Genomic DNA, 22,842 nt, shown 5'->3' with positions numbered 1-22,842 from the left:
CGAGAGTGACCGACCCGAGATGTACACAATGGCACATGCCTTGCTTCGATAGGAGCGACGGGCAGGATGACTGAGGCTGCCGGAAATAACTAACCGGGTCCGCGCGAACAGGCGGCAGGACCAACCACCAGAATGACGGGAAGCGATTTGTGACCGAGACTGTTGCCGAGATCGTTGCCGCGCATCGCGCCGGAACGACATCGCCCGCGAAAACCGTGGCGCGCACCTTCCAGCGCATCCGCGATCACAGCGACCCCGCCATTTTCATCAGCCTGCGCGACGAGGCCGACGCGGTTGCGGAAGCCGACGCGCTGGCGGCGAAGGGCGATGCTTCATTGCCGCTGTTCGGCGTGCCCGTCGCGGTGAAAGACAACATCGACGTCGCGGGACTTGCGACCACCGCCGCCTGCCCTGCTTTCTCCTACAGGCCGACGCAGGACGCCAACACCGTGGCGCGGCTGCGCGCGGCCGGCGCCATCGTGATCGGCAAGACCAATCTCGATCAGTTCGCCACGGGTCTTGTGGGCGTACGCTCGCCCTACGGCATTCCGAAAAATCCCGTGCGCGGCGATCTGGTGCCGGGCGGATCGAGTTCGGGATCGGCGGTGGCAGTATCGGCGGGACTGGTGCCGCTGTCGCTCGGCACCGACACCGCGGGTTCTGGCCGCGTGCCGGCGATGCTCAACAACATCGTCGGACTGAAACCATCGCTCGGCCTGATGTCGACCTCCGGCGTGCTGCCGGCATGCCGCACGCTCGACTGCGTATCGATCTTTTCGCTGAACGTCGACGACGCGATGACCGCGCTCAACGTCATGGCCGGATACGACGCCGCCGATCCGTATTCGCGCGACCGTTTTGTCGGCGCGGTGACAGGCTTTCCGCCCGGAATCAGGCTCGGCATCCCGCGCAAGGGACAATTGAAATTCTTCGGCGATGAAGCCGCAGAAGCCGGATACGACGCAGCGGTGGCGCGACTGATCGCGCTCGGCGCAACGCCGGTCCTGTTCGATCTGGCGCCGTTCTATGAGACCGCGCGGTTGCTCTATGAAGGGCCGTGGGTCGCTGAACGCTATCTCGTCATTCGCGATCTGCTCGCGTCAAACCCCGATGCGGTGCATCCGGTTACGCGCGAGATTACGCTGCAAGGCGAGAAGCTCACTGCCGCCGACACTTTCGCTGCACTCTACAGGCTCGAAGCGATGCGTCAGATCAGCCGCAAGACTTTTGAGAGCATCGACGCGATGGTGCTGCCGACCGCGCCGAGCGCCTACACCGTCGAACAGGTGCTGGCGAACCCCATCGAACTCAACAGCCGCAACGGCACCTATACGAACTTCGTCAACCTGCTCGACCTGTGCGGCCTTGCCGTGCCTGCGTCGATGCGCGCGGACGGCATTCCGTTCGGCATCACGCTGCTCGCGCCCGCAGGACACGACGCGCAGCTCGCCAGCATCGGGCGGGTGTTTCATGCCGACACGAAACTCGCCGTCGGCGCGAAGAACCTCAAGCAATCGCCGCTCGCGCCGGTCTCGAAAAAACCCGGCGCGGATGAAGTCGCCATCGTCGCCGTCGGTGCACATCTGTCCGGCATGGCGCTGAACCACGAACTGCGCATCCTTGGCGGGCGGCTGATCGAAGCGACATCGACGACGCCGGACTACAAGCTCTATGCGCTGAAAGGCACTGTGCCGCCGAAGCCCGGCCTGCTGCGCGCGGAGAGCGGAGGCGCCGCGATCGCGGTTGAAGTGTGGGCGCTGCCGACACAGGCATTCGGCGCATTCGTGGCTACGATCCCGTCGCCGCTGTCCATCGGCACCGTGCGTCTCGCGGATGGCTCCGGCGTGAAAGGCTTTCTGGTTGAAGCTGCCGCCATCGACGGCGCGCGCGACATCACGCAGTTCGGCGGATGGCGTGCGTTCATCGCGGCGCAGACAAAATCGGCGTAGCGAAAAGGGGAAGCGAATGGTTCGCTTCCCCTCTGCTCACATCGCAAATACAATTACGAGTGTTCTAGAATTTGGCAATGGCCGACACCCGGAATGCCCGGGGCGAGCCCGGCGATATGTTGTTGTTCGCGTCGGCTGTCGCATAGTATCCGGTGTTGAAGATGTTTTCGATGTTCAACTGCGCGCGCCACATTTCATTGATCTTGAGATAAACGGCGGCATCGACACGCGTAAAGGCAGGCAGCCGCACGGTGTCGTCTGAAGTCGCATAGAAATCGTCGTAGTGGATCACGCCAACAGCCGCGGCCCACATCGGGTCGATCTGGTATTTGTTCCACATCGTGAACGTGTTGTACGGCACGAGGCCAACACGGTTGCCCTTGACGATGATGAGCGAATTATCGCTGACGACGCGGGCGTCAGTATAGGCGTAACCACCCGTGACCTGCCACTGGTCGGTCACGTAACCGGTAAGAGCGACTTCAGCGCCCTTGGTATTGGTTTTTCCGGTTGTAAGAATGAGGCCTGTATTGGTTGTGAATCTCTGATTATCACGATCGAGATCGTAGATAGCAGCGGTGAATTGCGTCCGCGGCGTAATATCCCATTTCACGCCGACTTCGGTGTTGGTGAATTTTTCCGGCTCCGTGACCGCAAGGCCAGGAGACAGCGCGCTGAACTGATCGCCCGAGCTTGGCAGATAGGATACGCTATAGCTGCCGTAGACAGACACATTGTCGACGGGCTTGAACACGACACCGGCCCGAGGCGATACGAGGTTGTCGACCCTGCTCGTCGTCAGATTGTTGTTTCTGTTGTTAACCGTCAGGTCGAACTGGTCGAAGCGCACACCTCCGATAAACTGAAGATACTTTGTGACTTCGATCTGATCTTGCACATAGGCAGATGCGAGGTTGAGAGATGAGAGGGCATTTGCGTCGGAGCCGCCGTTGTTCGCGAAGCTGACCGGAACAAAGCTCGCAGGATTGAAAGCCGAAACAACGTTCGAGCCGAGGAAGGTGCCTGTCATACGCAGGCTGTCGCTGGTTTGCCGCCCAAATTCCGTCCCGAACACAAGGGTATGCAGCACCGGCCCAGTATTGGTCTTGTAGGTCCAATCGGTCTGATTGAACAAATTCTGGCGCTTGATACCGTTGTTATACGCGGAGAGCGTCAGCTGACTTGTAGCAGGATTGACCGCGCTGCCCGGAAATACGTTCTGGTAAAACTTGTCGTAATAGGCATAGCGCGACGTATTTTTGACCTTCAGACCATTGTTGAAGTCGTGTTCGATCACGGCGTCCGCGATGTGCGCGTCGACCTTCGCATAACTCAGATCCGGATTTCCGAAGAACGTTGCAGGATCGGTCGGATAAGGAACCGTGGGATTGAAACGCGTTGCCGCTGGAACAGTGCCCAATGAGGGAATACCGCGATCCGCGGTACGCTCGTCGTGGAAGTATTCGTAGCTGAGCTTGACCTTGGTGTCATCGCCACGGATCGTGACGGTCGGGTTGATCCCGTAGCGCTCGATGTCCCCATAGTTCCGGAACGTGCCGGACTTCTCGTACACGGCATTGATTCGGCCGGCGACATTCGCGTCCACAGCACCGCCAGTGTCGATCGAAACCCGCTTGTTGTCGAACGAACCGCCCTGAACCGTGACTTCGCGAATCGGAACCCCGTCCGCTTCCTTCTGCACGCGATTGATAACGCCGCCACCACCGCCGCGACCGAAGATCATCGCATTCGGCCCCTTCAGCACTTCGATGCTCTGTATATTGTAGAGATCGCGATAGTACTGAACGTCGTCCCGGATACCGTTGATAAAGAAATCCGCCGACGAGCTTTGCCCGCGAATGACCACCTGATCGCGATTACCTTCACCCTGATGCGGTATCACGCCGGGAACGTAGCGGATGGCATCACCAATGCTCTGAAAATTCTGATCCTTGATGAATTCCTTGGTCAGAACACTAACCGACTGAGGGACATTGATCAGCGGCGTGTCGGTCTTCGTGGCACTGGACGTTCTCGTCGCAAGGTAACCAATGGTGCCGTTCTTGTCGCCACCTGCGCCTTCAACGTCGATTGTTGGCAACGCTTCCTGGGCAACCGCCCCCGATGCAATAGCCGCCGAAGCCAACATCAATGCCACATAACTCACTGAAAGCCATGCCGTGCGCCCGGAGCAAAGCCCGGCTTCGCGTGAAGCGACTCCCTTCAAGGCAATTCCTGCAACACCCCGCATACGCCCATTCCCCAACTGCTCAATTGTCGCGCGTTCACACGAACGGCGAATTCAAGGCAGCGTTTAGGAAAGTGCGCGGCAGCAGGGCAACCCTTTGAGATTAGAACGTCTGCAAACTGAGCCCGTTCGCGGCTTTGGCAATTGCAGGGATATGCGCACTGCGATTAAAGAAATCGAACAAACGCGCTGTGCTTACGCGAATTTAGAATCACTCAAGAGTATCGAGCTTAGAACGATTCCAGATGACAGCATCTTCTCCGGCACGCCGCAGCGGTTTCCTGAAACGGCTTTGGCGCAACGTTCATCTGTGGCTTGGCATCGGCCTGTTCGTTTTGCTCGTGCCGGTCGCGCTGTCCGGCGCGATCCTCGTCTATCACGACGACATCGACGCGTTCATGCGCACGCCGCGGGACGCGGTCGCGCCGCAGACTCCGACCGATCTTGCTCTTGCCGCCGCCAATGCGCGCAAGGCTGCGGGCGAAGGCTTCACGCCGCTGTTCATCGACATTCCGAATGACGGCCGCACGCCGCTGACGATTGCGCTTCGCGGCCCGGCGCGCCAGGGCGAACGGCCCGTGCGACTGACGGCTTCCATCGACCGCACCGATGCGCGCGTGCTGAGTATCGTCAATTTCCGCGAGACGTTCTTTGGCTTCATGCATGTGTTCCACGAGAACCTGACGATTCCGGATTACGGCCGCAGCACGGTCGGATGGGTCGGCGTCGCAATGCTCACACTGTCGCTGACGGGTCTATATCTGTGGTGGCCGCGGCGCGGCCAGTGGCACCGCGCCTTCGTGTGGCGGCGTGCACCCGCGACATCGTCCAATCTGCATTACATGACCGGCTTCTGGATCTGTTTTCCGCTGGCGCTGATTTCGCTGACCGGCATTTATCTCGCATGGCCCCAGCAGGGCCGCTCGGTGCTGTCGTCGATGGCGCCGATGACAGTGCAGCAGCGCGGAGGCGGCGGACCCGGCGGTCAGGTCATGGCCAGTCCGCAACGCTCGCCATCGGATATCTATGCGCTCGCAGCCGCGCGGCCGAATTCGGCGGTCGATGCGATCTTCTACCCGAACCCGCAAACCGGCACATGGCGCGTCCGCTTGCGTGAAGACGGCAAGGCCGAACCGGTGACCATCACCGTCAACGACCGCAGCGGTGCGGTGACGGTACTCGAGCCACTGCAAGGCGACCGGATCGCGTCATGGATCCGCTGGCTGCATGAAGGCAGCCACTCCGGCGAAATCTGGCGCTTCGTCGTGTTCCTGAGCGGCATCATGCCGGCGGTGCTCGGCGTCACCGGCATTCTGGTCTGGCTGCGCCAGCGCCGTCAGCGCGTGCTGATGAAGAGAGCCGGGCCGAGCAAGGCGTCGAACCCCCTCGGCGAAGCTGCCCCGGCGGAATAGCCGCAGTTCGCAATCTCAGCGTTTGCGCTGATGGATCATCTGCGACACGGCATCACGACGGCGACGGTGTGATGCTGCGAGTACAGTTGAGCCAGCGATCTTCCGGCCAAGCCACTTCTGAAAAACCCGTCCTTCTGAAAAACTCAGCCTTATCGGCGCATCAATCTCAAACTCTTATTGCGAATAGTTCGCATTTGCATTACTAACAACCCGTGAGTGGCGTGGGTTGAGGGCGAAATGCGTTTGAAATCATGGGTTTCGGCAGCCGGGATGGCCTGTGTGTCGGCTGGTTTGGGGAGTGTAGGCCAAAGCCAGTCCCAGGAGGTGCTGCCCGAAATCGCCGTATCGGCCCCGGCGGATGCCGCGCCGACCACATCAGGTGACGGCTTGCAGCGCGGCCCGGTCACCATCACCGACACCACCTTTCAATCGACCACCGCCATCACCGGACGCGAGATCGAACGCAGCAATGCAGCTTCCCTCGCCGATCTCCTCTCCGGATTGCCGGGCGTCGCTTCATCGACATTCGCGCCGGGCGCGAGCCGTCCGAACATCCGCGGCCTCGATGATTATCGCGTGCGTGTGCAGGAGAACGGCATCGGCACACAGGACGCATCCGATTTCAGTCAGGACCACGCGGTGCCGATCGATCCGCTCGCCGCCGACAAGATCGAAGTCATCCGCGGACCGGCGACATTGCGTTACGGATCGCAGGCCATCGGCGGCGTGGTGAGCGCCACCAACAACCGCATTCCGGAAGCGCTGACACCCGGCGGGTTCAGCGCGCGCTTCAAGGGCGGCGCGTCGTCGGTCGACAACGGCCTCGACGGCGCGACCAGCGTGGACGCCAGCGGCAACAATGTCGCGATCCATGCCGATGCCTATGCGCGGCGCGCGGGCGACTACCGGATTCCCGGCGGCGTGCAGGCCAACACGCGGTTGCAATCGGAAGGACAATCCGTCGGCGGTTCGTACTTTTTCGACGGTGGCTATATCGGCACCGCGATCCAGCACATCACCAGCCTCTATCACATTCCCGGCGTGATCGACGCGCGGGAGAAAACGCGCATCGATCTCGAACAAACCAAGTGGACCAGCAAGGGCGAGTGGCGCGCGCCGACCGACGGCATCGATGCCGTGCGCTTCACCTTCGGCGCCAGCGATTACAAGCACAATGAACTCGGCATCGGCGCGGACGGCATCGACGGCGTGCAGAACACCATCAAGAACCGCGAACTCGAAGGGCGCTTTGAGGTGGACCACGCCTCGGTTGCAACCGCGCTCGGCGCATTGACGGGCACATGGGGCGCGCAGGTCGGACACCGCGAACTCGGCACCGTGGGAAATCTCGGCGGCCTGCTGTCGCCGACCAAGACCGATACCGCCGCCATTTTCGCGTTCGAGCAGATCCAGTTCACCGACACACTGAAGCTGCAGGCAGCGGGCCGCATCGAGAACCATCTGGTCAAGGGTCTCGCGCCGTCATTCCCGGCTGACTTCCTGCCACCGCCCGTTACGTTCGGTGAAGAACCCGGGCGGCGATCGTTCGCGCCGAAGAGCGCGAGTCTTGGTCTCCTGAAAAACCTGCCATGGGACATGGTGGCGACGCTGACGGCGCAGCGGGTGCAGCGCGCGCCGGCCGCGCCCGAACTTTATTCACGCGGCTCCGACGATGCGTCCGGAACATTCGTCATCGGAAATCCGAACCTGAAAATCGAAACCGCGAACACCGCCGAGATCGGGCTCAAGCGCGCCAAGGGGCAACTGCGGTTCGAGACCAGCCTCTACTACACGCGCTATCAGGATTTCATCTTCAAGCAGGTGACCGGCAACTTCTGCGTCGATCAATTTTTCACCTGCGGCGCGGCCGGCCCGCTGATTCAGGTTGCCTATGGCCAGCGCGACGCGATTTTCCGGGGCGCGGAACTCGCAGCTCAACTCGATGTCACACCACTCGGCAACGGCGTGTTCGGCGTCGACGGTCAGTACGACATCGTGCGCGCGACCTTCACCGATGGAACCAACGTGCCACGCATCGCGCCGATGCGGCTCGGCGGCGGCGTGTGGTGGCGCAGCGCCGAATGGTACGCGCGGGTCGGGCTACTGCACGCCTTCACGCAAAACGACGTGTCGCTCAACGAGACCCCGACCGACGGCTACAATTTGCTCAAGGCAGAGGTGAGCTACACGCATACGTTCAACCGGACCGACAGCGGACCGCGCGAAATCACCGTCGGACTCGCCGGCGACAACCTGCTCAACGAAGCCATTCGCAATCATATTTCGTTCAAGAAAGCGGAAGTGCTGCAGCCGGGCCTCGGCGTCCGGCTGTTCACAAATGTGAGATTCTGAGGCCGCGGAAAGACTGGAATCGTTCCAGTTTTGGCCAAATCCAGCTAACCAAGGGCGACAACGTCAGCCGCGTGCATTAAAACGACCGGGCCTTCAGTCGAACAGCGACAGACGCAGCGCCACGCTGCGGATTTCTTCGCCGAAGGTCTGGAACGAAAAGCAGGCTCGGCCATCTGACGTTGATAGTTCTGACGTTGATCATGATGTCGGCTGCGAATGCGATTTGAAGAAGCGGAGAGCATATGACCCCTTTCAAGAAGGCCGCCGGATCTCTGGTCTCGCTCGCCGCTGCCATCATGCTGATCGTGCCGGCTTTTGCGCAGACACCCGGCACGCCAACGCCGGGCACGCAACAACCCGCTGTTCAAGCACAGCCCGCGCCGACGCCCGCTGTGCAGGCTCCTCCCGTTCAGTTGCCGGCCGCCGCGGCTCCTGCTGCTCAGTCACCCGCCGCTCAATCGCCTGTCGCCCAAACACCGGCCGTTCAGGGAACGACCGCGCCGGCGAGGAACCCTGCGCTGCCGCACAACCTGTCCCCGTGGGGCATGTTCATGGGCGCAGACATCGTCGTTAAGATCGTGATGATCGGGCTGGCTTTCGCCTCGTTCGTCACCTGGACGATCTGCGTCGCGAAGCTGCTCGAACTGCGCAGCGAAACCTCGCGCGCGAAAAATCGCATCGAAATACTCGGCAACGACATTTCGCTGGCTGAAGCCGAGCGCGACGCCCGCGACGGCGACGACGCGGTCGCGCTGCTGGTGCAATCCGCCGCCGCGGAAGCGAGACTGTCAGACACTATCAACGACGAGGGCTTCAAGGAACGCATTGAACTGCGGCTCAGCCGCGTCGAGGCTGCGATGTCGCGGCGCATCGCTCGCGGCACCGGCATGCTCGCCACCATCGGCGCCACCGCGCCATTCGTCGGCCTGTTCGGCACGGTGTGGGGCATCATGAATTCCTTCATCGGCATTTCCGAAGCGCACACCACCAACCTCGCAGTTGTCGCTCCGGGTATCGCCGAGGCACTGCTCGCCACCGCGATGGGATTGATCGCGGCCATTCCTGCGGTCGTGATCTACAACCACCTCGCCCGCATGGTTGCGGCCTATCGCGCGCTGCTCGGCGACGCCTCCGCGCAGGTGATGCTGCTCATCAGCCGCGATCAGGGCCGCCGCTCACTGCGCGTCGCGCGCGCCGCGGAGTAACGTCATGGGCGCGAAACTGGGCGGCAAAGTCGCCGGCGCGGATGACGATCTGGCCGAAACGCATGAAATCAACGTCACGCCGTTCATCGACGTGATGCTGGTGCTTCTCATCATCTTCATGGTTGCAGCGCCGCTGGCGACCGTCGATCTCGGCGTCGAACTTCCCGCCTCCACCGCGACACCTCCGCCGCGTCCGGACAAGCCGGTCTTCGTCACGGTGAAGCCGGATCTGACGCTTGCGATCGGCGAGGACATCGTTCCGCGTCCGACACTCGCGAGCGCGCTCGATACCGCCATGAACGGCAAGAAGACCGATCCTGTTTACCTGCGCGCCGACAAGAGCGTGCCTTACGGCGATCTGATGGACGTGATGAACCTGCTGCGCAACGCCGGCTATCTCAAGATCGCGCTCGTCGGACTCGACGCAAGAAACTGAACAGAGCGGCAAGCAGCTGAAATGAACACGCTCGTCCTGCACGGCCCGCCCGACCAAACCGACGTCCGCCGCTGGGCGCTGTCGGCGGCGCTGGTCGTGGCCGTTCACGTCGGAGCGATTGCCGCGGGCCTGAACTGGTACACGCCGCCCGACGTGGCCGGCACCGCATCCGAGCCGATCATGCTCGATCTGGAATCGGCGCCGCCGACGCCGGAGCCGCAACAGCTCGATCTCGCGCCTGGCCCGCAGATGCAGGAGGCCGAACCGCCGCCGCCCGAGCCCGAGAAGCCGCAGGAAATCGTCGAGGAACAGGTCCCTCCGACTCCCATGCAGGAGAAGGCCGAGGTCGTGGCTCCTCCGGAAAAGCCGAAGCCTGAGCCGAAGCCGATCGTCAAGCCGAAGCCCAAGCCAATCGAGCGGCCGAAGAAGCCGACCGAAGCGCCCGCGCCGCGCACCACGGCGACGCCGCAGGCGGCGCAGGCCGCGCGCGCGAATTACAACGGCATCCTGTCGGCGCACCTTCAGCGCTACAAGCAATATCCGTCCGGCGCGAAAGCCGCCGGTGAACAGGGTGTGGCGATGCTGAGCTTCACCGTCAGCCGCGGCGGACAGGTGACGAGCGCACGGCTGGCGAAATCCTCAGGCTCCTCTGCGCTGGACGGCGAGACCATGGCGATGATCCATCGCGCACAGCCGCTGCCATCATTCCCACCGGAAATGACGCAAAGCTCGGCGAGCTTCACCGTGCCGGTACGCTTCTTCCTGCGCTGATAGCGCAGGGATTATTGATCGGCTTCCGCACCAAGGACCAAACGCCGCAGGCTTGATCGGATTCGAGCCATGCAACATTGCGCGCCGTGACCATTATCAACCCGCCAGCGAGCGTGCTATAGCATCTCCGGATTGAGCATGCCGGAGGCCCGCAATGTTCGACGGTTTCGACGCCATCACCCTGGCGCGCCTGCAATTTTCGTTCACGATGAGCTTTCACATCGTGTTTCCGGCCTTCTCCATCGGCCTCGCAAGCTATCTCGCCGTTCTCGAAGCGCTCTGGCTGTGGACCGGCCGCGAGGTCTTCATCAACCTGTTCAATTACTGGCTGAAGATCTTTGCCATCGCCTTCGGCATGGGCGTCGTCTCCGGGATCGTGATGTCGTACCAGTTCGGCACCAACTGGTCGGTGTTCTCCGACAAAACCGGCCCCATTATCGGGCCGCTGATGGCCTACGAGGTGCTGACAGCGTTTTTCCTTGAAGCCGGATTCCTCGGCGTCATGCTGTTCGGGCTGAAGCGCGTCGGCCACAAATTGCATTTCCTCGCCACGCTGATGGTCGCCATCGGCACGCTGATTTCCGCATTCTGGATTCTGTCGGCGAACTCCTGGATGCAAACGCCCGCCGGCTTTGCGATGAATCCCGCGGGACAGTTCGTCGCCGCGGACTGGTGGAAGGTGATCTTCAATCCATCCTTCCCCTATCGCCTCGTGCACATGGTGCTGGCGGCCTATCTCACCACCGCCTTCGTGGTCGGCGCTGTCGGCGCCTATCACCTGCTGCGGAATTCGAAGCTTGAAGGCGCCCGCGTGATGTTCTCGATGGCGATGTGGATGGCGGCGCTGGTGGCCCCGATCCAGATCTTCGCCGGCGATCAGCACGGCCTCAACACGCTGGAGCATCAGCCGGTCAAGGTGATGGCGATGGAAGGCCACTTCCAGAGCCATCCCAACGGCGCGCCGCTGATCCTGTTCGGCTGGCCCGATCAGGACGAGGCGAAAGTGAAATACGCGATCGAGATTCCGAAAGCGTCGTCGTTGATCCTCAAGCATTCGCTGGATGCGCCGCTGAAGGGTCTCGATACCGTACCGCGCGAGAATTGGCCGAAAGTGCCGATCGTGTTCTGGTCGTTCCGCATCATGGTCGGCATCGGCTTCCTGATGCTCGGCATCGGCATTCTCAGTCTGTGGGCGCGCTGGCGCGGCACGCTTTATGACTCGCAATTTCTGCATCGCTTTGCGCTCGCGATGGGACCGGCGGGATTCATCGCGGTGCTGGCGGGCTGGGTGACCACCGAGGTCGGACGTCAGCCGTTCACGGTCTACGGTCTGTTGCGCACGGTGGATTCAGCATCACCGCTCGACGCGCCCGCCGTCGCCACGTCGCTGATCGCCTTCATCATCGTCTACTTCATCGTGTTCGGCATGGGCGTGTTCTACATCCTGCGGCTGATGCACGAGCCGCCGCACCATGGCGAGCAGGGTCCGCGCGAGGATGTGCCGAGCCGCGCCGCAGGCATTACGCCCGCGCAGTCCGTTTCCATCACGCATGGACAAGGGTGAACGCCATGGCCGGAGAATTCTTCCATATCGCGACGCTCTGGGCCTTCATCATCGCCTTCGCCGTTTTCATGTACATCGTGATGGACGGCTTCGACCTCGGACTCGGCATGTTGTTTCCGATGTTCCCGAAGAAGGAAGACCGCGATGTGATGATGAACACCGTCGCGCCGGTGTGGGACGGCAACGAAACCTGGCTGGTGCTCGGCGGCGGCGGACTGATGGCGGCTTTTCCGCTGGCCTATGCGGTGCTGATGCCGGCGATCTATACGCCGATCATCGCGATGCTGATCGGGCTGATATTTCGCGGCGTGGCATTTGAATTCCGCTGGCGCACCCAGAGCGAACGCAACCGCTGGGACATCGCATTCGCCGGCGGCTCGCTGATCGCAGCACTGGCGCAAGGCATCGCGCTCGGTGCGATCCTGCAAGGCGTGCATGTCGAAGGCCGCGCCTATGCCGGGGGCTGGTGGGACTGGCTGACGCCGTTCAGCATTCTGACTGGCCTTGCCGTCGTCGCCGGTTATGGATTGCTCGGCGCGACCTGGCTGGTCATGAAGACCACCGGCGAACTGCGCGACCATGCCTATCGCCTCAGCCTGTGGCTGCTGGTCGCGACCTTGATCGCCATTGTCGCCGTCAGCCTCGCGACGCCATTCCTTCAGGCCGACTACTGGCGGCGCTGGTTTGAATGGCCGAACATCATTTTCACCGCGCCGATCCCGATCGCGGTGGCTGTCGTCACGCTGCTGCTCCTGAGAAGTATTGCGAACAAGCAGGACTACCGGCCATTCGTGCTGTCGCTCGCATTGTTCGGCTTGTCCTATGCGGGACTGGGCGTCAGCATGTATCCCTACATCGTGCCACAAAGCATCACGATCTGGCAGGCCGCCGCCCCCGCCAACAGCCTGAACTTCATGATCTGGGGCGTCGCGATCCTGGTGCCGATCATCCTCGGCTACACCGCATGGGCCTATTATGTCTTCCGCGGCAAGGTCGACGCGTCGAGCGGCTATCACTAGTCATGGCACCGCCGCCCGAACCACCCCGTCCGCTCGGACGACGCCTGTTGTGGTTCGTGGCGTTATGGCTGCTGGGCACCGGCTCGGTCGCCACGCTCGCCTACGTTTTGCGGCTCTGGATCAAGCCGCACTGACCGCGAAACCATCGCTAATTTCAGAGATATTTTAAGGATTTGCGACGCATGGTGCGCGCCTTGACGCGCGTATCACTTGCCAGCCGTGCATGGCTCAGGTTTGATGCGCGCAGGCACGGACCAACGCGGGATTCTCGACATGAACATCTTCCGGCTTTTGTCTCTGGCGACTCTGATTAGCGTCAGCCTGTTGGGCGCGGCATCACACGCCTTCGCGCAGGGACGCGAGATGAACATCGGCGACCAGCCGGGCTACATCCCAGACGACGAAGAACTCGCGCCGGAATTCAAGCGCACTGCCGTTTTCTACCGGACCACCGAAGCACCCGGCACCATCGTCATCAGCACGTCCGAACGCTTCCTCTATCTGATCCAGGGCAACGGCCGCGCGCTGCGCTACGGCATCGGCGTCGGCCGCGAAGGCTTCCAGTGGCAGGGATTGCAGAAGATCACCCGCAAGCAGGAATGGCCGGACTGGACGCCACCGCCGGAAATGATCGCACGCCAGCCTTATCTGCCGCGCTTCATGGCGGGTGGCCCGGGCAATCCGATGGGCGCACGCGCGCTGTATCTCGGCGCAACGGTGTACCGCATTCACGGCACCAACCAGCCGCAGACCATCGGCAGCGCCGTGTCGTCGGGCTGCTTCCGTCTGGTCAATGCCGACGTGACCGATCTTTATGATCGTATCCCGGTCGGCACCAAGGTCATTATCCGTCAGCGGCCGGAAATCTAGATCCGGACAGTCCACCTTTTGCTTCCACGCACGCATCACAGGCGGGATTATTTCATGGCTTTCTTTCCACGGACATTTAACACCGGCCTGTTGTTCGGTGCAGTCATCGCGGTCGCCGTCGCGGCCGCCGCGATCACCTATGAGCGCTACGACACTCGGACCCTGAAACGTACCGTGAAGCGCGACGCAGTGCTGTGCGGCGTCAACACTGGCCTGCCGGGCTTCTCGTTGCCCGACGACAAGGGCAACTGGACCGGCTTCGATGTCGATATCTGCCGCGCCGTAGCCGCCGCGATCTTCAACGACCCGACCAAGGTGAAATTCGTTCCGCTCGACGCCAGCGAACGCTTCAAGGAATTGCGCAATCGCAAAGTCGACATCCTGTCGCGTAACTCGACATGGAGCATGTCCCGCGAAACCGAATACGGACTGAACTTCGCGGCCATCGCCTATTACGACGGCGAGGGCTTCATGGTGCGCAAGTCGCGCAACGTCGAATCCGGCCTGGAACTCGACGGCAGCAAGGTCTGCGTTCAGGCCAACACCACGACGCAGCTCAATCTCGCGGACTACTTCCGCGCCAACAACATCAAGTATCAGGAACTGAATTTCGCGAAACTGGATGACGTCCTCAAGGCGTATGACGAAGGCACTTGTGACGTCCTGACCACCGACGTGTCGCAGCTCTATGCGCTGCGGCTGAGGCTGACCAAGCCCGGCGAACACAACATTCTTCCCGACGTGATCTCGAAGGAGCCGTTGGCGCCAGTGGTGCGGCAGCGCGACGACGAGTGGCTGCTGATCGTGAAATGGACGATCTACGCGATGCTCAACGCGGAAGAGCTCGGCGTCACCTCCAAGAATATCGACGAGGCTTTAAAGTCGAAGAAGCCTGACGTCATGCGCTTGGTCGGCACCGAAGGCGCCTATGGCGAGGAAATGGACCTGACGAAGGACTGGGCCGCGCGCATCATCCGCCATGTCGGAAACTACGGCGAAGTCTACGACCGCAATGTCGGCGAAGGCTCGAAGCTCGCGATCCCGCGCGGGCTGAACCAGTTGTGGAACGCCGGCGGCATCCAGTACGCTCCGCCGATCAGGTAGCGCGCCAGATTCTATGAACGCAAATGGCCGGGCTTTAAGCCCGGCCATTTTTATTTGGGGAACATCGTCGCTCAGTATCCTTTTAGCCGCGCCAGCTGATCGGCATGAAACGACGCATCGCCGAACAATTCCTGACACACCCGCGCGCGCTTCATGAAGAAGCCGATGTCGAATTCATCGGTCATGCCGACGCCGCCGTGCATCTGCACCGCTTCCTGCACCGCCAGCGTTGCGGTCGTGCCCGCCTTCGCCTTGGCCACCGCAACCGCGGCACCGGCCTTGTCAAAATTCGAATCCAGCGCCTGCAATGCCTTCATCACCGCCGCGCGCGTGATCTCGATCTCGGTATAGAGATGCGCGGCGCGGTGCTGCAAGGCCTGAAACTCGCCGATCAACTTGCCGAACTGCTTGCGCTCTTTCAGGTAGGTTACCGTGCGCGTGAAGGCCTCCTCGCTGAGGCCGACCATCTCCGCGGCCACCGCCGCGCGGCCCACATTGAGAATGCCGTCCAGCAGCGGCCCACCCTGATCGACTTCGCCGAGTACACTGTCTGCCGTCACATCGACATCGTTGAACACGATTCGCGCCGCGTTGTGGTTATCGACCATCGCGGTGCGTTCGATCTCGATGCCCTTGGATTTCGGATTGACCAGAAACAGCGTCAGGCCGTCGCGCGAGCCGGGTTCGCCGGCGGTGCGGGCCGCCGCGATCAGCAGATCCGAAACGTGACCGTCGACCACGAAGGCTTTCGCGCCCTTCAGCTTGAAGCCGTTGCCGGATCGCGTCGCTTTCATCGCGGTCTTGTACGGACGGTGCTTGGCGCCCTCGTCCACCGCAAGCGACACGATCAGGTCGCCCTTGGCGAGCTTCGTCAGATATTCCGACTTCTGCGCGGCGCTGCCGCCGCGCGTCAGCGCGGTTGCCGCCACCACACCGGTCGACAGAAACGGCGACGGCATCAGCGTGCGGCCGATTTCCTCCATCACCACGCCTGCCTCGACCGCGCCCAGCGCGCTGCCGCCGAACTCCTCCGGCACCAGAAGACCCGCAAAGCCCATCTCGGCGAATGTTTTCCATAACTCGCGCGAGAAGCCGGTCGCATCCTTGGTGTCGCGCAGCTTGCGCAGATGCGCGACCGGCGCCTTGTCGCTGATGAGGCTGCGCGCGCTGTCGCGCAGCATTGACTGTTCTTCGTTGAGGACGAGAGCCATTTTATGGAATCCAATGCAATGTGAGTTATGGGCGCGGCGCGATTACGCGCCCGGCAGATCGAGAATGCGCTTGGCGACGATGCCAAGCATCACCTCGCTGGTGCCGCCTTCGATCGAGTTGGCCTTGGTGCGCAACCACGAGCGCGCCGCCGCGCCCTCGCGCGAGCGTTCGCTTTCCCATTCGAGCGTATCGACGCCACCGGCCGACATCAGGATTTCATGACGGCGCTTGTTCAACTCGGTGCCATAATATTTCAGCGCCGATGACCAGGCTGGATGGCCCTGCCCTGCCTTGGCGAGATCGACCGCGCGTTCGGACGCGCAGGCGAGCGCGGCCTCATCGACCTCGAACGCGGCGATCTGCCCGCGCAACACCGCGTCGTCGAGCTGTCCGTTCGCATCGGCGCCGATGGAATTCGCCGCCACCTGGCCGAGCGGCCGCCCGGCGCTGCGATCGCCGAGACCGCTGATCATGGAGCGCTCGTGCTGCAGCAGGTATTTCGCCACATCCCAGCCGCGGTTGACGGTGCCCACCACATGGGATCGCGGCACGCGGACGTTGTCGAAGAAGGTTTCGCAGAACGGCGACTTGCCGGAGATCAAGAGGATCGGCTTAGTCGATACGCCCTTCGAGGCCATGTCGAACAGGATGAAGCTGATGCCGTCATGCTTCTTGGCCGAGAAATCCGTCCGCACCAGACAAAAGATCCAGTCGGCGAAATTGGCGTAGGACGTCCAGATTTTCTGCCCGTTGATGATGTAGTCGTCGCCATCAACATCCGCGCGCGTCTGCAGGGACGCGAGGTCCGACCCCGCGTTGGGTTCGGAATAACCCTGACACCAGCGAATCAATCCGGCGGCAATTTTTGGCAGATGCTCGCGCTTCTGCGCATCGGTGCCGTATTTCAGCAGCGCCGGCCCCAACATCCAGATGCCGAAGCTCGACAGCGGCAGCCGCGCGCCGATCGCCGCCATTTCCTGACGCAGGATTTTCGTCTGTTCTGCATCGAGGCCGCCGCCGCCATACTCCTTGGGCCATTCCGGCACGGTCCAGCCCTTGTCGCGCATCCGCTCGAACCAGACCTTTTGCGGCTCGGATGCAAATTTGGTATTGCGGCCGCCCCAGAACACATCGTTTTCGCTCGCCACCGGCTTGCGCATCTCGGGCGGACAATTGGCTTCCAGCCAGGCGCGCGTCTCCGCGCGGAATTTTTCGGACTCTGCCATCGATATTTCCTCGACCAGTTCGGCCCATGACGCAATTTGCCCGGCCACGGTTGAATTTCTCGGCCGGACTGTACTGTCCGCTTGGCGAATTTCAATATCTCCCATCCACGAAAGCCGCGCGGTGTGCGATATGGTAGCCATGCACGGCCCATCGGCATTCTCACGCCGAGCGCCGCAACGATTGAAAGAACAAGGGAAACCGTTATGCGCCTGAAAGACCTTTCGCCTAGCGAAATGAGCGACGACCAGAAGAGCATTTATGCGGAAGCTTCCGCCGGCAAGCGCGGCACCGTGGTGCCGCCGCTGCGCGCATGGATTCATGCTCCGGAGATGGCGCGGCACGCGAGCCGGCTCGGCGAATTCCTGCGCTACAATACTTCGCTCGGGCCGCGGCTGTCGGAACTCGCGATTCTCGTCACCGCGCGGCACTGGAGCGCGCATTACGAATGGTACGCGCACAAGAAGATTGCGCTCGCCGCCGGGCTTGAGCCCAAGATCGTCGATGCCATCAATCATCGCCGCGTTCCGGATTTCGACGATCCGAAGGCGCAACTGGTTTACGAATTCAGCGAGTCGATGCACGAGAACCACACCGTACCCAAGCTGCTTTACGACAAGGCCGTCGCGATGTTCGGCGAGAGCGGCACTGTCGAGCTGGTCGGCGTGCTCGGCTACTATTCGCTGATCTCCATGACCCTTAACGCCTTCGAGGTGGGACTGCCCGAGGGTGAGGTCTCGGACCTGGTGCCGTGACCAGAGAGAACGTCATTGCGAGCGAAGCGAAGCAACCCAGATCTAGGAACTGGATTGCTTCGTCGCTAGCGCTTCTCGCAATGACGGAGCACATGGCCGCTTGATTAACTCCGTTCGCTATCCATCTCTCCTATTCAGTATGGAAATCGGAGATTGATATGACCGAGACTGCGTCATCGTCTTTCAGGCCCATCGCCGCGGGCACGCGGATCGGCCACGTCCATCTTAAAGTGGCGGACCTCGACCGCGCGCTGGGATTTTATCAGGACGTGCTCGGCTTTGAGCTGATGCAGCGTTATGGCGATCAGGCCGCGTTCATTTCGGCGGGTGGCTATCACCACCACATCGGTTTGAACACATGGGAAAGCAAGGGCGGCAAGCCGCCCGCGCCGGGCACCACCGGATTGTTTCACACTGCCATCCTTTATCCGACGCGCGCGGCGCTGGCGGATGCATTGCATCGGGTGCTGTCCGCCGGGATTACGCTCGACGGCGCGAGCGATCACGGCGTCAGCGAGGCACTTTACCTGCGTGACCCCGACGAGAATGGCGTGGAATTGTATCGCGATCGGCCCGAAGCCGAATGGCCGCGCCATCCCGATGGAAGTCTTGCGATGTTCACGCGCCGGCTCGATGTCGAAGCGCTGCTGCGGGAACGGGAAGGTTGATTAAATAACCTGCGGTGTCTTCGCTCTGATCAAAACGATCACCGCGGCGATCAATTCCAGCGCGGCGCAGGCATAGAACGGCACGGTGTAGCTGCCGAAGATATCTCGCAGCAGGCCGACGATCCCCGGTCCGAACGCATAGGTGAACTGGCAGATCGCCGTCACCAGACTGACCAGCACGCCGAATGCCGCCGTGCTGAACTCGCGCTGCACGATCATCGACGGCAGCGTGATCATGTTGCCGACGGAAAATCCGAACAGCGCGCTTGCGGCGAACAGGGCGAATTCGTTCCGCGTGTTGATGATGACGAGCAGTGCAATGGCCTGGCTGACCGCCGAGACGCTGGACGCGATGCGCTGATCCATCCGGTCGACCACGATGCCGAACAGCACGCGCCCGATCACAGCCATCGCCGTCATCAGTGCAACCGCGATCCCGGCGCGCTCGCGGCCGATGATCGGTTCGAGAAACGAAATCTGATGCACGATGAAACCGACCTGCGCCACCAGCAGCAGCGAGAACGGCACGGTGATGGTCCAGAACGGCAGGCTGCCGAACGCCGCGCGGCGCATCTGGGCCGCCGACTGCGCGACAGGCGCCGGCGCTGGATCGAATGCATCCAGCGGCGGCAACGTGCGTTTCGGCGGCCGGCCGACCCAGATCACGACAGCCGGCACCACCAGCGCGAGCATCACCAGCGCCGCTCCGATCGAGGTTGCGGGGAAGCCGAACCTGCCGATGGCGGCAACCAGCAGCGGCACGCCGAGAATGCCGCCGCAGCTTGCGCCATTCAGCGCGAGACTGATCGCCATGCCGCGCTTCTTGTCGAACCACAGGCCGAGTGTGTTGTTGATCGCGGCGAGACTGGTGCCCGCCCAGCCGGTCGCGATCAGCGCGTAAGCCACATAAAGCTGCCACGGCGACGTGATCTGCCCGACCAGCGCGGTGCCCGCCGCCATGCTGACGATGCCCGCGATCAGAAGACGGCGCGGCCCCAGCACTCGGATCGCCTCGCTAACGAACACCACAAGCACGGCGCTGAACAGGTAATAGCAGGTCGTCGCGGTCGAGATCAGTGAGTTAGGCCAGCCATGCAGCCGATGCAGTTCGGCGAGATAGACCCCTTGCCCGTAAAACCCGGCGCCCCATGCAAACGTCGCGACCAGAAAGCAGACCGCGACGATGGGCCAGCCTTCATAGCGGATCGACGTCTCGTCGATCGTTTTCTCATCCCCGGCGGAGCCGGTGTGAGGCGAATTCATGAACTGGCGCTTCCTCGTGAGAGCTGATGCTCTTCTCGTTTTCGTCTGGCCGGACATCTGTCAGGACGCCGGTCACGGCGTCAAGCGAGACCTCGTCATTGCTCACATGAGGCTTAGTCATGCGGCGTGCGCGGGGATTTTCAGCCCTTCGCCGCGTTGTAGAAGAACCGCTCGCGGAACACCTTGTCGCCACGCCATTCCTGCATCGCGATTTCATCGACATGGCGGGTCTTGCCGTCGCGGCCTACCAGATCGAAATTCCAATGTATCATGACGTGGTCGCCTTCAACCACCGAGACCAGCGCTTTGGAGTGAACCTCTTTCATCATCGCGAGGATGCCGCGTTCATGCGCCACCAGCACCTCGCGGCCGACGCGCGGCGGCGACGTGTTTTCCTGCATGCTGGCATCTTCGGTGTAATAGCGCTCGATGGCGCCGGCGTGATCGCCGCCTTCGACCACGGCAATGAATTCATCAACACGCGCGCGTGTGGGCATCTGTGCTTCCCCGGTGAATATCTCTCGGGGAACACATAGCAACAGGAAACCCGAACCGCCACGGGGCGGCCAGTGCCTACTCGTATAAATAGCCGACCGGCTTGCCTTCGGTCCGCAAGGGACGGATGTCCCTTTGGGTGATGATTTGACCGGCGAGGCCGTCGATCTCGTCACGCTGCGTCGGCGTCCAACTGCGAAGCTTCTCCATCCCCTTCAGGAGGCCGAGCCGCAGCACCTGCGTGTTTTCGCCCACGCCTGTGAGCGTGATCGTGTTCTTGCTCGCGGTCACCACATCGCCGGTCGCAAGTTCAAACGTCTTGCCCGTGCTGTCCCTGAATTCGGACGTGCCGCGAATGACGCGGTAAATGACGACTTCGCCTTTTGCGAAAGAGTCCTCGTTCACCGATGCCGAAGTGCTTTTCGGCAGGAGCGAGTGCCCGTTCGGATCGGTTGCGATGATGTGGCCGGTGACGAGATGGCCACTCGGGACTTCGATACCAATGTCGCGCACGTAAACCGGCACCGCCGATTTGACGGCACCGCCGGCCAGCGGCTTGAAGAGCGCGTCCAGCGCCAGCGGGTCTTGAAGCCAGAAGCCGGCATCGGCGGGGCGGTCATGCAGCGGATGGGTCCAGGCCACACGCGGCGTTTCGGCCTCGTTGATTTGATCCGGACCGACAATCGTCGGATTTGGGAAAGTCGTCGGATCGGTGATGAAGGCTTCAAGAAACTTGCCGGAGTAGCCCATGGACATCGCGTCCGGCACCACCGTCTGCGGCGTCTTCAGATTCTCTTCGGTCGACAACCCTGACCATGTGTAAAAAAGCTGGCGATGCACGATCGCGCTTTGCAGCATCACCGCGCCGGGACCCACATTGTAGAAGCGCCCATCGTAATCGAAAGTGAACATCCCCGACGTCACCAGCACGAGTTGGAAACCACCCGGTGGAAGGTGAAGGTGGAAATCGGTGGGGCCGGTATCCGGGAGATAAATCGGCAGATTTGTTGCGACCTCATGGAGAAGGAAAGCTTCGTTGTTGGCATGAAAGCCTTCGTTCGCGCGGCTGTAGAGCGCCTGCGGGCGATAGGTCGGCTCGTATGTCGTATCCTTGTGGCGATCGATCGCCACAAAACTCTGGGTGTTCAGGCGGATGGGATCACCGTTCGGGTGAGTCAGACCCGGCGATTTTGAATCGACCGTGGCATGCACATTCATGGCATTCTCCACTCCGGGCGGGGCACCCGGCCAGTTGCTTCTGCAAAGGATCATGCGAATTCCACGCCAGCGACCGCATTAGGAACGCGCGTGACCTGAGGAATTTTTACGCAGCAAAAGATGTGGCTGAATCCGTGGGAGATTGGAGCGCGCGGACGACATGCCATGCCGCGCAACGACTCGCGATCGACTTAAGAAGCTCTGGCATCCCAGTCAGGCACGGTCACAGATCCGCGCAAGTGATGATATTGGGCCCAGCGATCAGGCAATTGCGCTGCGCCGCTGCCTAATATTCCACCTCAAGCTCCTCGATATCGGCGGGCTCCAGCCGTGCCGCCTCGATCCATTCCTGCATTTCAGGAAGGCTGATGATCCGTTTTGCATAGCTCGCCAGTGTCGGGCCGATCTGCACATCGTAGGTCAGGAAGCGCGTCACCACCGGCGCGTACATCGCGTCCGCCATCGAACGATGCCCGAACAGGAACGGCCCGCCGGATTTTTCCAGGCAGTCGCTCCAGATCGCGCAGATCCGGTCGATGTCCGCCTGCGCCCGCGACCAGATCTTGAAGCCGGGAAAATGCCCCTTGATGTTGACCGGCAGCGACGAGCGCAGGGTCGCGAAGCCGGAATGAATCTCGCCGCAGATCGAGCGGCAGTGCGCGCGGGGAATGCGCTCGGACGGCAATAAACCCGCATCGGGCATGAGATCGTTGAGATATTCGCCGATCGCCAGCGTATCCCAGACCGTCGCCCCGTCATGCCGCAGACACGGCACCAGGATCGACGACGACAGCAGCAGGATTTCCGCACGCGCCGATTGATCATCGGCGGCGGTGACGATCTCGTCGAACTCCAGCCCCGAAAATTTGGTGAGCAGCCAGCCGCGCAGCGACCATGACGAATAGTTCTTGCTGCTGATTGTCAAAGTGGCCTTGGCCATGGTCGCCCTCCTTACGCCTGCACATCAAAGAAGCGGTGCCGACAGCCCGCCGTTCGCCGAGCCTGCCTGTTGTTTAAGCGCCTGCTCCTTTTACACACAGCAAACGACATGCCAGTTCCTAAGGCCAATTGACGGCG

Annotated in this window: 20 protein-coding genes; 13 read left to right on the top strand and 7 right to left on the bottom strand. The window is 61.8% G+C overall.

Features of this window, described 5'->3' with window-relative positions; translation table 11 throughout:
- Window positions 1–149: 149 nt before the first annotated feature.
- Window positions 150–1,949, top strand: coding sequence for an allophanate hydrolase (gene atzF / locus AC1RKJ_RS14610; protein WP_492791656.1), 1,800 nt, complete (start codon window positions 150–152; stop codon window positions 1,947–1,949).
- Window positions 1,950–2,013: 64 nt separating this feature from the next.
- Here atzF and AC1RKJ_RS14605 read toward each other — a convergent pair whose 3' ends face one another.
- Complete coding sequence (locus AC1RKJ_RS14605; RefSeq protein ID WP_492791655.1) at window positions 2,014–4,176, bottom strand: TonB-dependent receptor; 2,163 nt, start codon at window positions 4,174–4,176, stop codon at window positions 2,014–2,016.
- Window positions 4,177–4,442: 266 nt separating this feature from the next.
- Here AC1RKJ_RS14605 and AC1RKJ_RS14600 point away from each other — a divergent pair, with 266 nt between their 5' ends.
- The 10 genes from AC1RKJ_RS14600 to AC1RKJ_RS14555 all read left to right on the top strand — a co-directional run bounded on the left by AC1RKJ_RS14600 (window position 4,443) and on the right by AC1RKJ_RS14555 (window position 14,930).
- Window positions 4,443–5,609, top strand: coding sequence for a PepSY-associated TM helix domain-containing protein (locus AC1RKJ_RS14600; RefSeq protein WP_492791654.1), 1,167 nt, complete (start codon window positions 4,443–4,445; stop codon window positions 5,607–5,609).
- Window positions 5,610–5,846: 237 nt separating this feature from the next.
- Entirely contained in the window at window positions 5,847–7,961 is a 2,115-nt protein-coding gene (locus tag AC1RKJ_RS14595) for a TonB-dependent receptor (protein ID WP_492791653.1), read from the top strand.
- 242 nt (window positions 7,962–8,203) lie between these two features.
- Window positions 8,204–9,166, top strand: coding sequence for a tonB-system energizer ExbB (gene exbB, locus AC1RKJ_RS14590; RefSeq protein ID WP_492791652.1), 963 nt, complete (start codon window positions 8,204–8,206; stop codon window positions 9,164–9,166).
- Between the two features lie 4 nt (window positions 9,167–9,170).
- Window positions 9,171–9,602, top strand: coding sequence for a TonB system transport protein ExbD (exbD, locus tag AC1RKJ_RS14585; protein ID WP_492791651.1), 432 nt, complete (start codon window positions 9,171–9,173; stop codon window positions 9,600–9,602).
- 21 nt (window positions 9,603–9,623) lie between these two features.
- Entirely contained in the window at window positions 9,624–10,373 is a 750-nt protein-coding gene (locus AC1RKJ_RS14580) for an energy transducer TonB family protein (RefSeq protein ID WP_492791650.1), read from the top strand.
- Window positions 10,374–10,527: 154 nt separating this feature from the next.
- Window positions 10,528–11,937, top strand: coding sequence for a cytochrome ubiquinol oxidase subunit I (locus AC1RKJ_RS14575; RefSeq protein WP_492791649.1), 1,410 nt, complete (start codon window positions 10,528–10,530; stop codon window positions 11,935–11,937).
- 5 nt (window positions 11,938–11,942) lie between these two features.
- Window positions 11,943–12,956: a cytochrome d ubiquinol oxidase subunit II gene (gene cydB / locus AC1RKJ_RS14570; RefSeq protein WP_492791648.1), complete on the top strand. Its 1,014-nt coding sequence runs from the start codon at window positions 11,943–11,945 to the stop codon at window positions 12,954–12,956.
- A gap of 2 nt (window positions 12,957–12,958) precedes the next feature.
- Window positions 12,959–13,090, top strand: coding sequence for a DUF2474 domain-containing protein (locus AC1RKJ_RS14565; RefSeq protein ID WP_492791647.1), 132 nt, complete (start codon window positions 12,959–12,961; stop codon window positions 13,088–13,090).
- Window positions 13,091–13,229: 139 nt separating this feature from the next.
- Window positions 13,230–13,826 (top strand): L,D-transpeptidase, encoded by a 597-nt coding sequence (locus AC1RKJ_RS14560; RefSeq protein WP_492791646.1) that lies wholly within the window; start codon window positions 13,230–13,232, stop codon window positions 13,824–13,826.
- Window positions 13,827–13,880: 54 nt separating this feature from the next.
- The gene (locus AC1RKJ_RS14555) at window positions 13,881–14,930 is read left to right on the top strand and encodes an amino acid ABC transporter substrate-binding protein (protein ID WP_492791645.1); all 1,050 of its coding nucleotides are present in this window, start codon (window positions 13,881–13,883) and stop codon (window positions 14,928–14,930) included.
- Between the two features lie 71 nt (window positions 14,931–15,001).
- On the opposite strand, the gene AC1RKJ_RS14550 is transcribed toward AC1RKJ_RS14555, so the two are convergent.
- A complete protein-coding gene (locus AC1RKJ_RS14550; protein WP_492791644.1) occupies window positions 15,002–16,141 on the bottom strand; it encodes an acyl-CoA dehydrogenase family protein in 1,140 nt (379 codons plus the stop codon).
- 42 nt (window positions 16,142–16,183) lie between these two features.
- Window positions 16,184–17,368: an acyl-CoA dehydrogenase family protein gene (locus AC1RKJ_RS14545; RefSeq protein ID WP_492792753.1), complete on the bottom strand. Its 1,185-nt coding sequence runs from the start codon at window positions 17,366–17,368 to the stop codon at window positions 16,184–16,186.
- Between the two features lie 204 nt (window positions 17,369–17,572).
- Between AC1RKJ_RS14545 and AC1RKJ_RS14540 the strand changes: the two genes are divergently transcribed.
- Both AC1RKJ_RS14540 and AC1RKJ_RS14535 read left to right on the top strand, forming a co-directional pair.
- Entirely contained in the window at window positions 17,573–18,121 is a 549-nt protein-coding gene (locus AC1RKJ_RS14540) for a carboxymuconolactone decarboxylase family protein (protein WP_492791643.1), read from the top strand.
- Window positions 18,122–18,279: 158 nt separating this feature from the next.
- Window positions 18,280–18,789 carry a VOC family protein gene (locus AC1RKJ_RS14535; RefSeq protein WP_492791642.1) on the top strand — a complete coding sequence of 170 codons (510 nt, stop codon included), beginning with the start codon at window positions 18,280–18,282 and terminating at the stop codon, window positions 18,787–18,789.
- Here the strand turns inward: AC1RKJ_RS14535 and AC1RKJ_RS14530 are convergent, their stop codons facing one another.
- The 4 genes from AC1RKJ_RS14530 to AC1RKJ_RS14515 all read right to left on the bottom strand — a co-directional run bounded on the left by AC1RKJ_RS14530 (window position 18,790) and on the right by AC1RKJ_RS14515 (window position 22,705).
- On the bottom strand, window positions 18,790–20,052 hold the full coding sequence (locus AC1RKJ_RS14530) for an MFS transporter (protein WP_492791641.1): 1,263 nt from the start codon (window positions 20,050–20,052) through the stop codon (window positions 18,790–18,792).
- 140 nt (window positions 20,053–20,192) lie between these two features.
- A complete protein-coding gene (locus AC1RKJ_RS14525; protein ID WP_492791640.1) occupies window positions 20,193–20,549 on the bottom strand; it encodes a nuclear transport factor 2 family protein in 357 nt (118 codons plus the stop codon).
- A 76-nt stretch (window positions 20,550–20,625) separates the two neighbouring features.
- Complete coding sequence (locus AC1RKJ_RS14520) at window positions 20,626–21,765, bottom strand: hypothetical protein (RefSeq protein ID WP_492791639.1); 1,140 nt, start codon at window positions 21,763–21,765, stop codon at window positions 20,626–20,628.
- 286 nt (window positions 21,766–22,051) lie between these two features.
- Window positions 22,052–22,705, bottom strand: coding sequence for a glutathione S-transferase family protein (locus AC1RKJ_RS14515; RefSeq protein WP_492791638.1), 654 nt, complete (start codon window positions 22,703–22,705; stop codon window positions 22,052–22,054).
- Window positions 22,706–22,842: the final 137 nt, after the last annotated feature.

Source organism: Afipia sp. GW822-FHT04G07, assembly GCF_058800765.1.
The sequence above is the reverse complement of the archived record's forward strand: the minus strand, read 5'-3'. Positions and strand labels throughout refer to the sequence as shown.

Bases quoted from the DNA above. Each gene is read 5' to 3' on its own strand.
- AC1RKJ_RS14600 (WP_492791654.1), top strand. From the start codon at position 4,443: ATGACAGCATCTTCTCCGGCACGCCGCAGCGGTTTCCTGAAACGGCTT.
- AC1RKJ_RS14595 (WP_492791653.1), top strand. From the start codon at position 5,847: ATGCGTTTGAAATCATGGGTTTCGGCAGCCGGGATGGCCTGTGTGTCG.
- exbB (WP_492791652.1), top strand. From the start codon at position 8,204: ATGACCCCTTTCAAGAAGGCCGCCGGATCTCTGGTCTCGCTCGCCGCT.
- exbD (WP_492791651.1), top strand. From the start codon at position 9,171: ATGGGCGCGAAACTGGGCGGCAAAGTCGCCGGCGCGGATGACGATCTG.
- AC1RKJ_RS14580 (WP_492791650.1), top strand. From the start codon at position 9,624: ATGAACACGCTCGTCCTGCACGGCCCGCCCGACCAAACCGACGTCCGC.
- AC1RKJ_RS14575 (WP_492791649.1), top strand. From the start codon at position 10,528: ATGTTCGACGGTTTCGACGCCATCACCCTGGCGCGCCTGCAATTTTCG.
- cydB (WP_492791648.1), top strand. From the start codon at position 11,943: ATGGCCGGAGAATTCTTCCATATCGCGACGCTCTGGGCCTTCATCATC.
- AC1RKJ_RS14565 (WP_492791647.1), top strand. From the start codon at position 12,959: ATGGCACCGCCGCCCGAACCACCCCGTCCGCTCGGACGACGCCTGTTG.
- AC1RKJ_RS14560 (WP_492791646.1), top strand. From the start codon at position 13,230: ATGAACATCTTCCGGCTTTTGTCTCTGGCGACTCTGATTAGCGTCAGC.
- AC1RKJ_RS14555 (WP_492791645.1), top strand. From the start codon at position 13,881: ATGGCTTTCTTTCCACGGACATTTAACACCGGCCTGTTGTTCGGTGCA.
- AC1RKJ_RS14550 (WP_492791644.1), bottom strand. From the start codon at position 16,141: ATGGCTCTCGTCCTCAACGAAGAACAGTCAATGCTGCGCGACAGCGCG.
- AC1RKJ_RS14545 (WP_492792753.1), bottom strand. From the start codon at position 17,368: ATGGCAGAGTCCGAAAAATTCCGCGCGGAGACGCGCGCCTGGCTGGAA.
- AC1RKJ_RS14540 (WP_492791643.1), top strand. From the start codon at position 17,573: ATGCGCCTGAAAGACCTTTCGCCTAGCGAAATGAGCGACGACCAGAAG.
- AC1RKJ_RS14535 (WP_492791642.1), top strand. From the start codon at position 18,280: ATGACCGAGACTGCGTCATCGTCTTTCAGGCCCATCGCCGCGGGCACG.
- AC1RKJ_RS14530 (WP_492791641.1), bottom strand. From the start codon at position 20,052: ATGAATTCGCCTCACACCGGCTCCGCCGGGGATGAGAAAACGATCGAC.
- AC1RKJ_RS14525 (WP_492791640.1), bottom strand. From the start codon at position 20,549: ATGCCCACACGCGCGCGTGTTGATGAATTCATTGCCGTGGTCGAAGGC.
- AC1RKJ_RS14520 (WP_492791639.1), bottom strand. From the start codon at position 21,765: ATGAATGTGCATGCCACGGTCGATTCAAAATCGCCGGGTCTGACTCAC.
- AC1RKJ_RS14515 (WP_492791638.1), bottom strand. From the start codon at position 22,705: ATGGCCAAGGCCACTTTGACAATCAGCAGCAAGAACTATTCGTCATGG.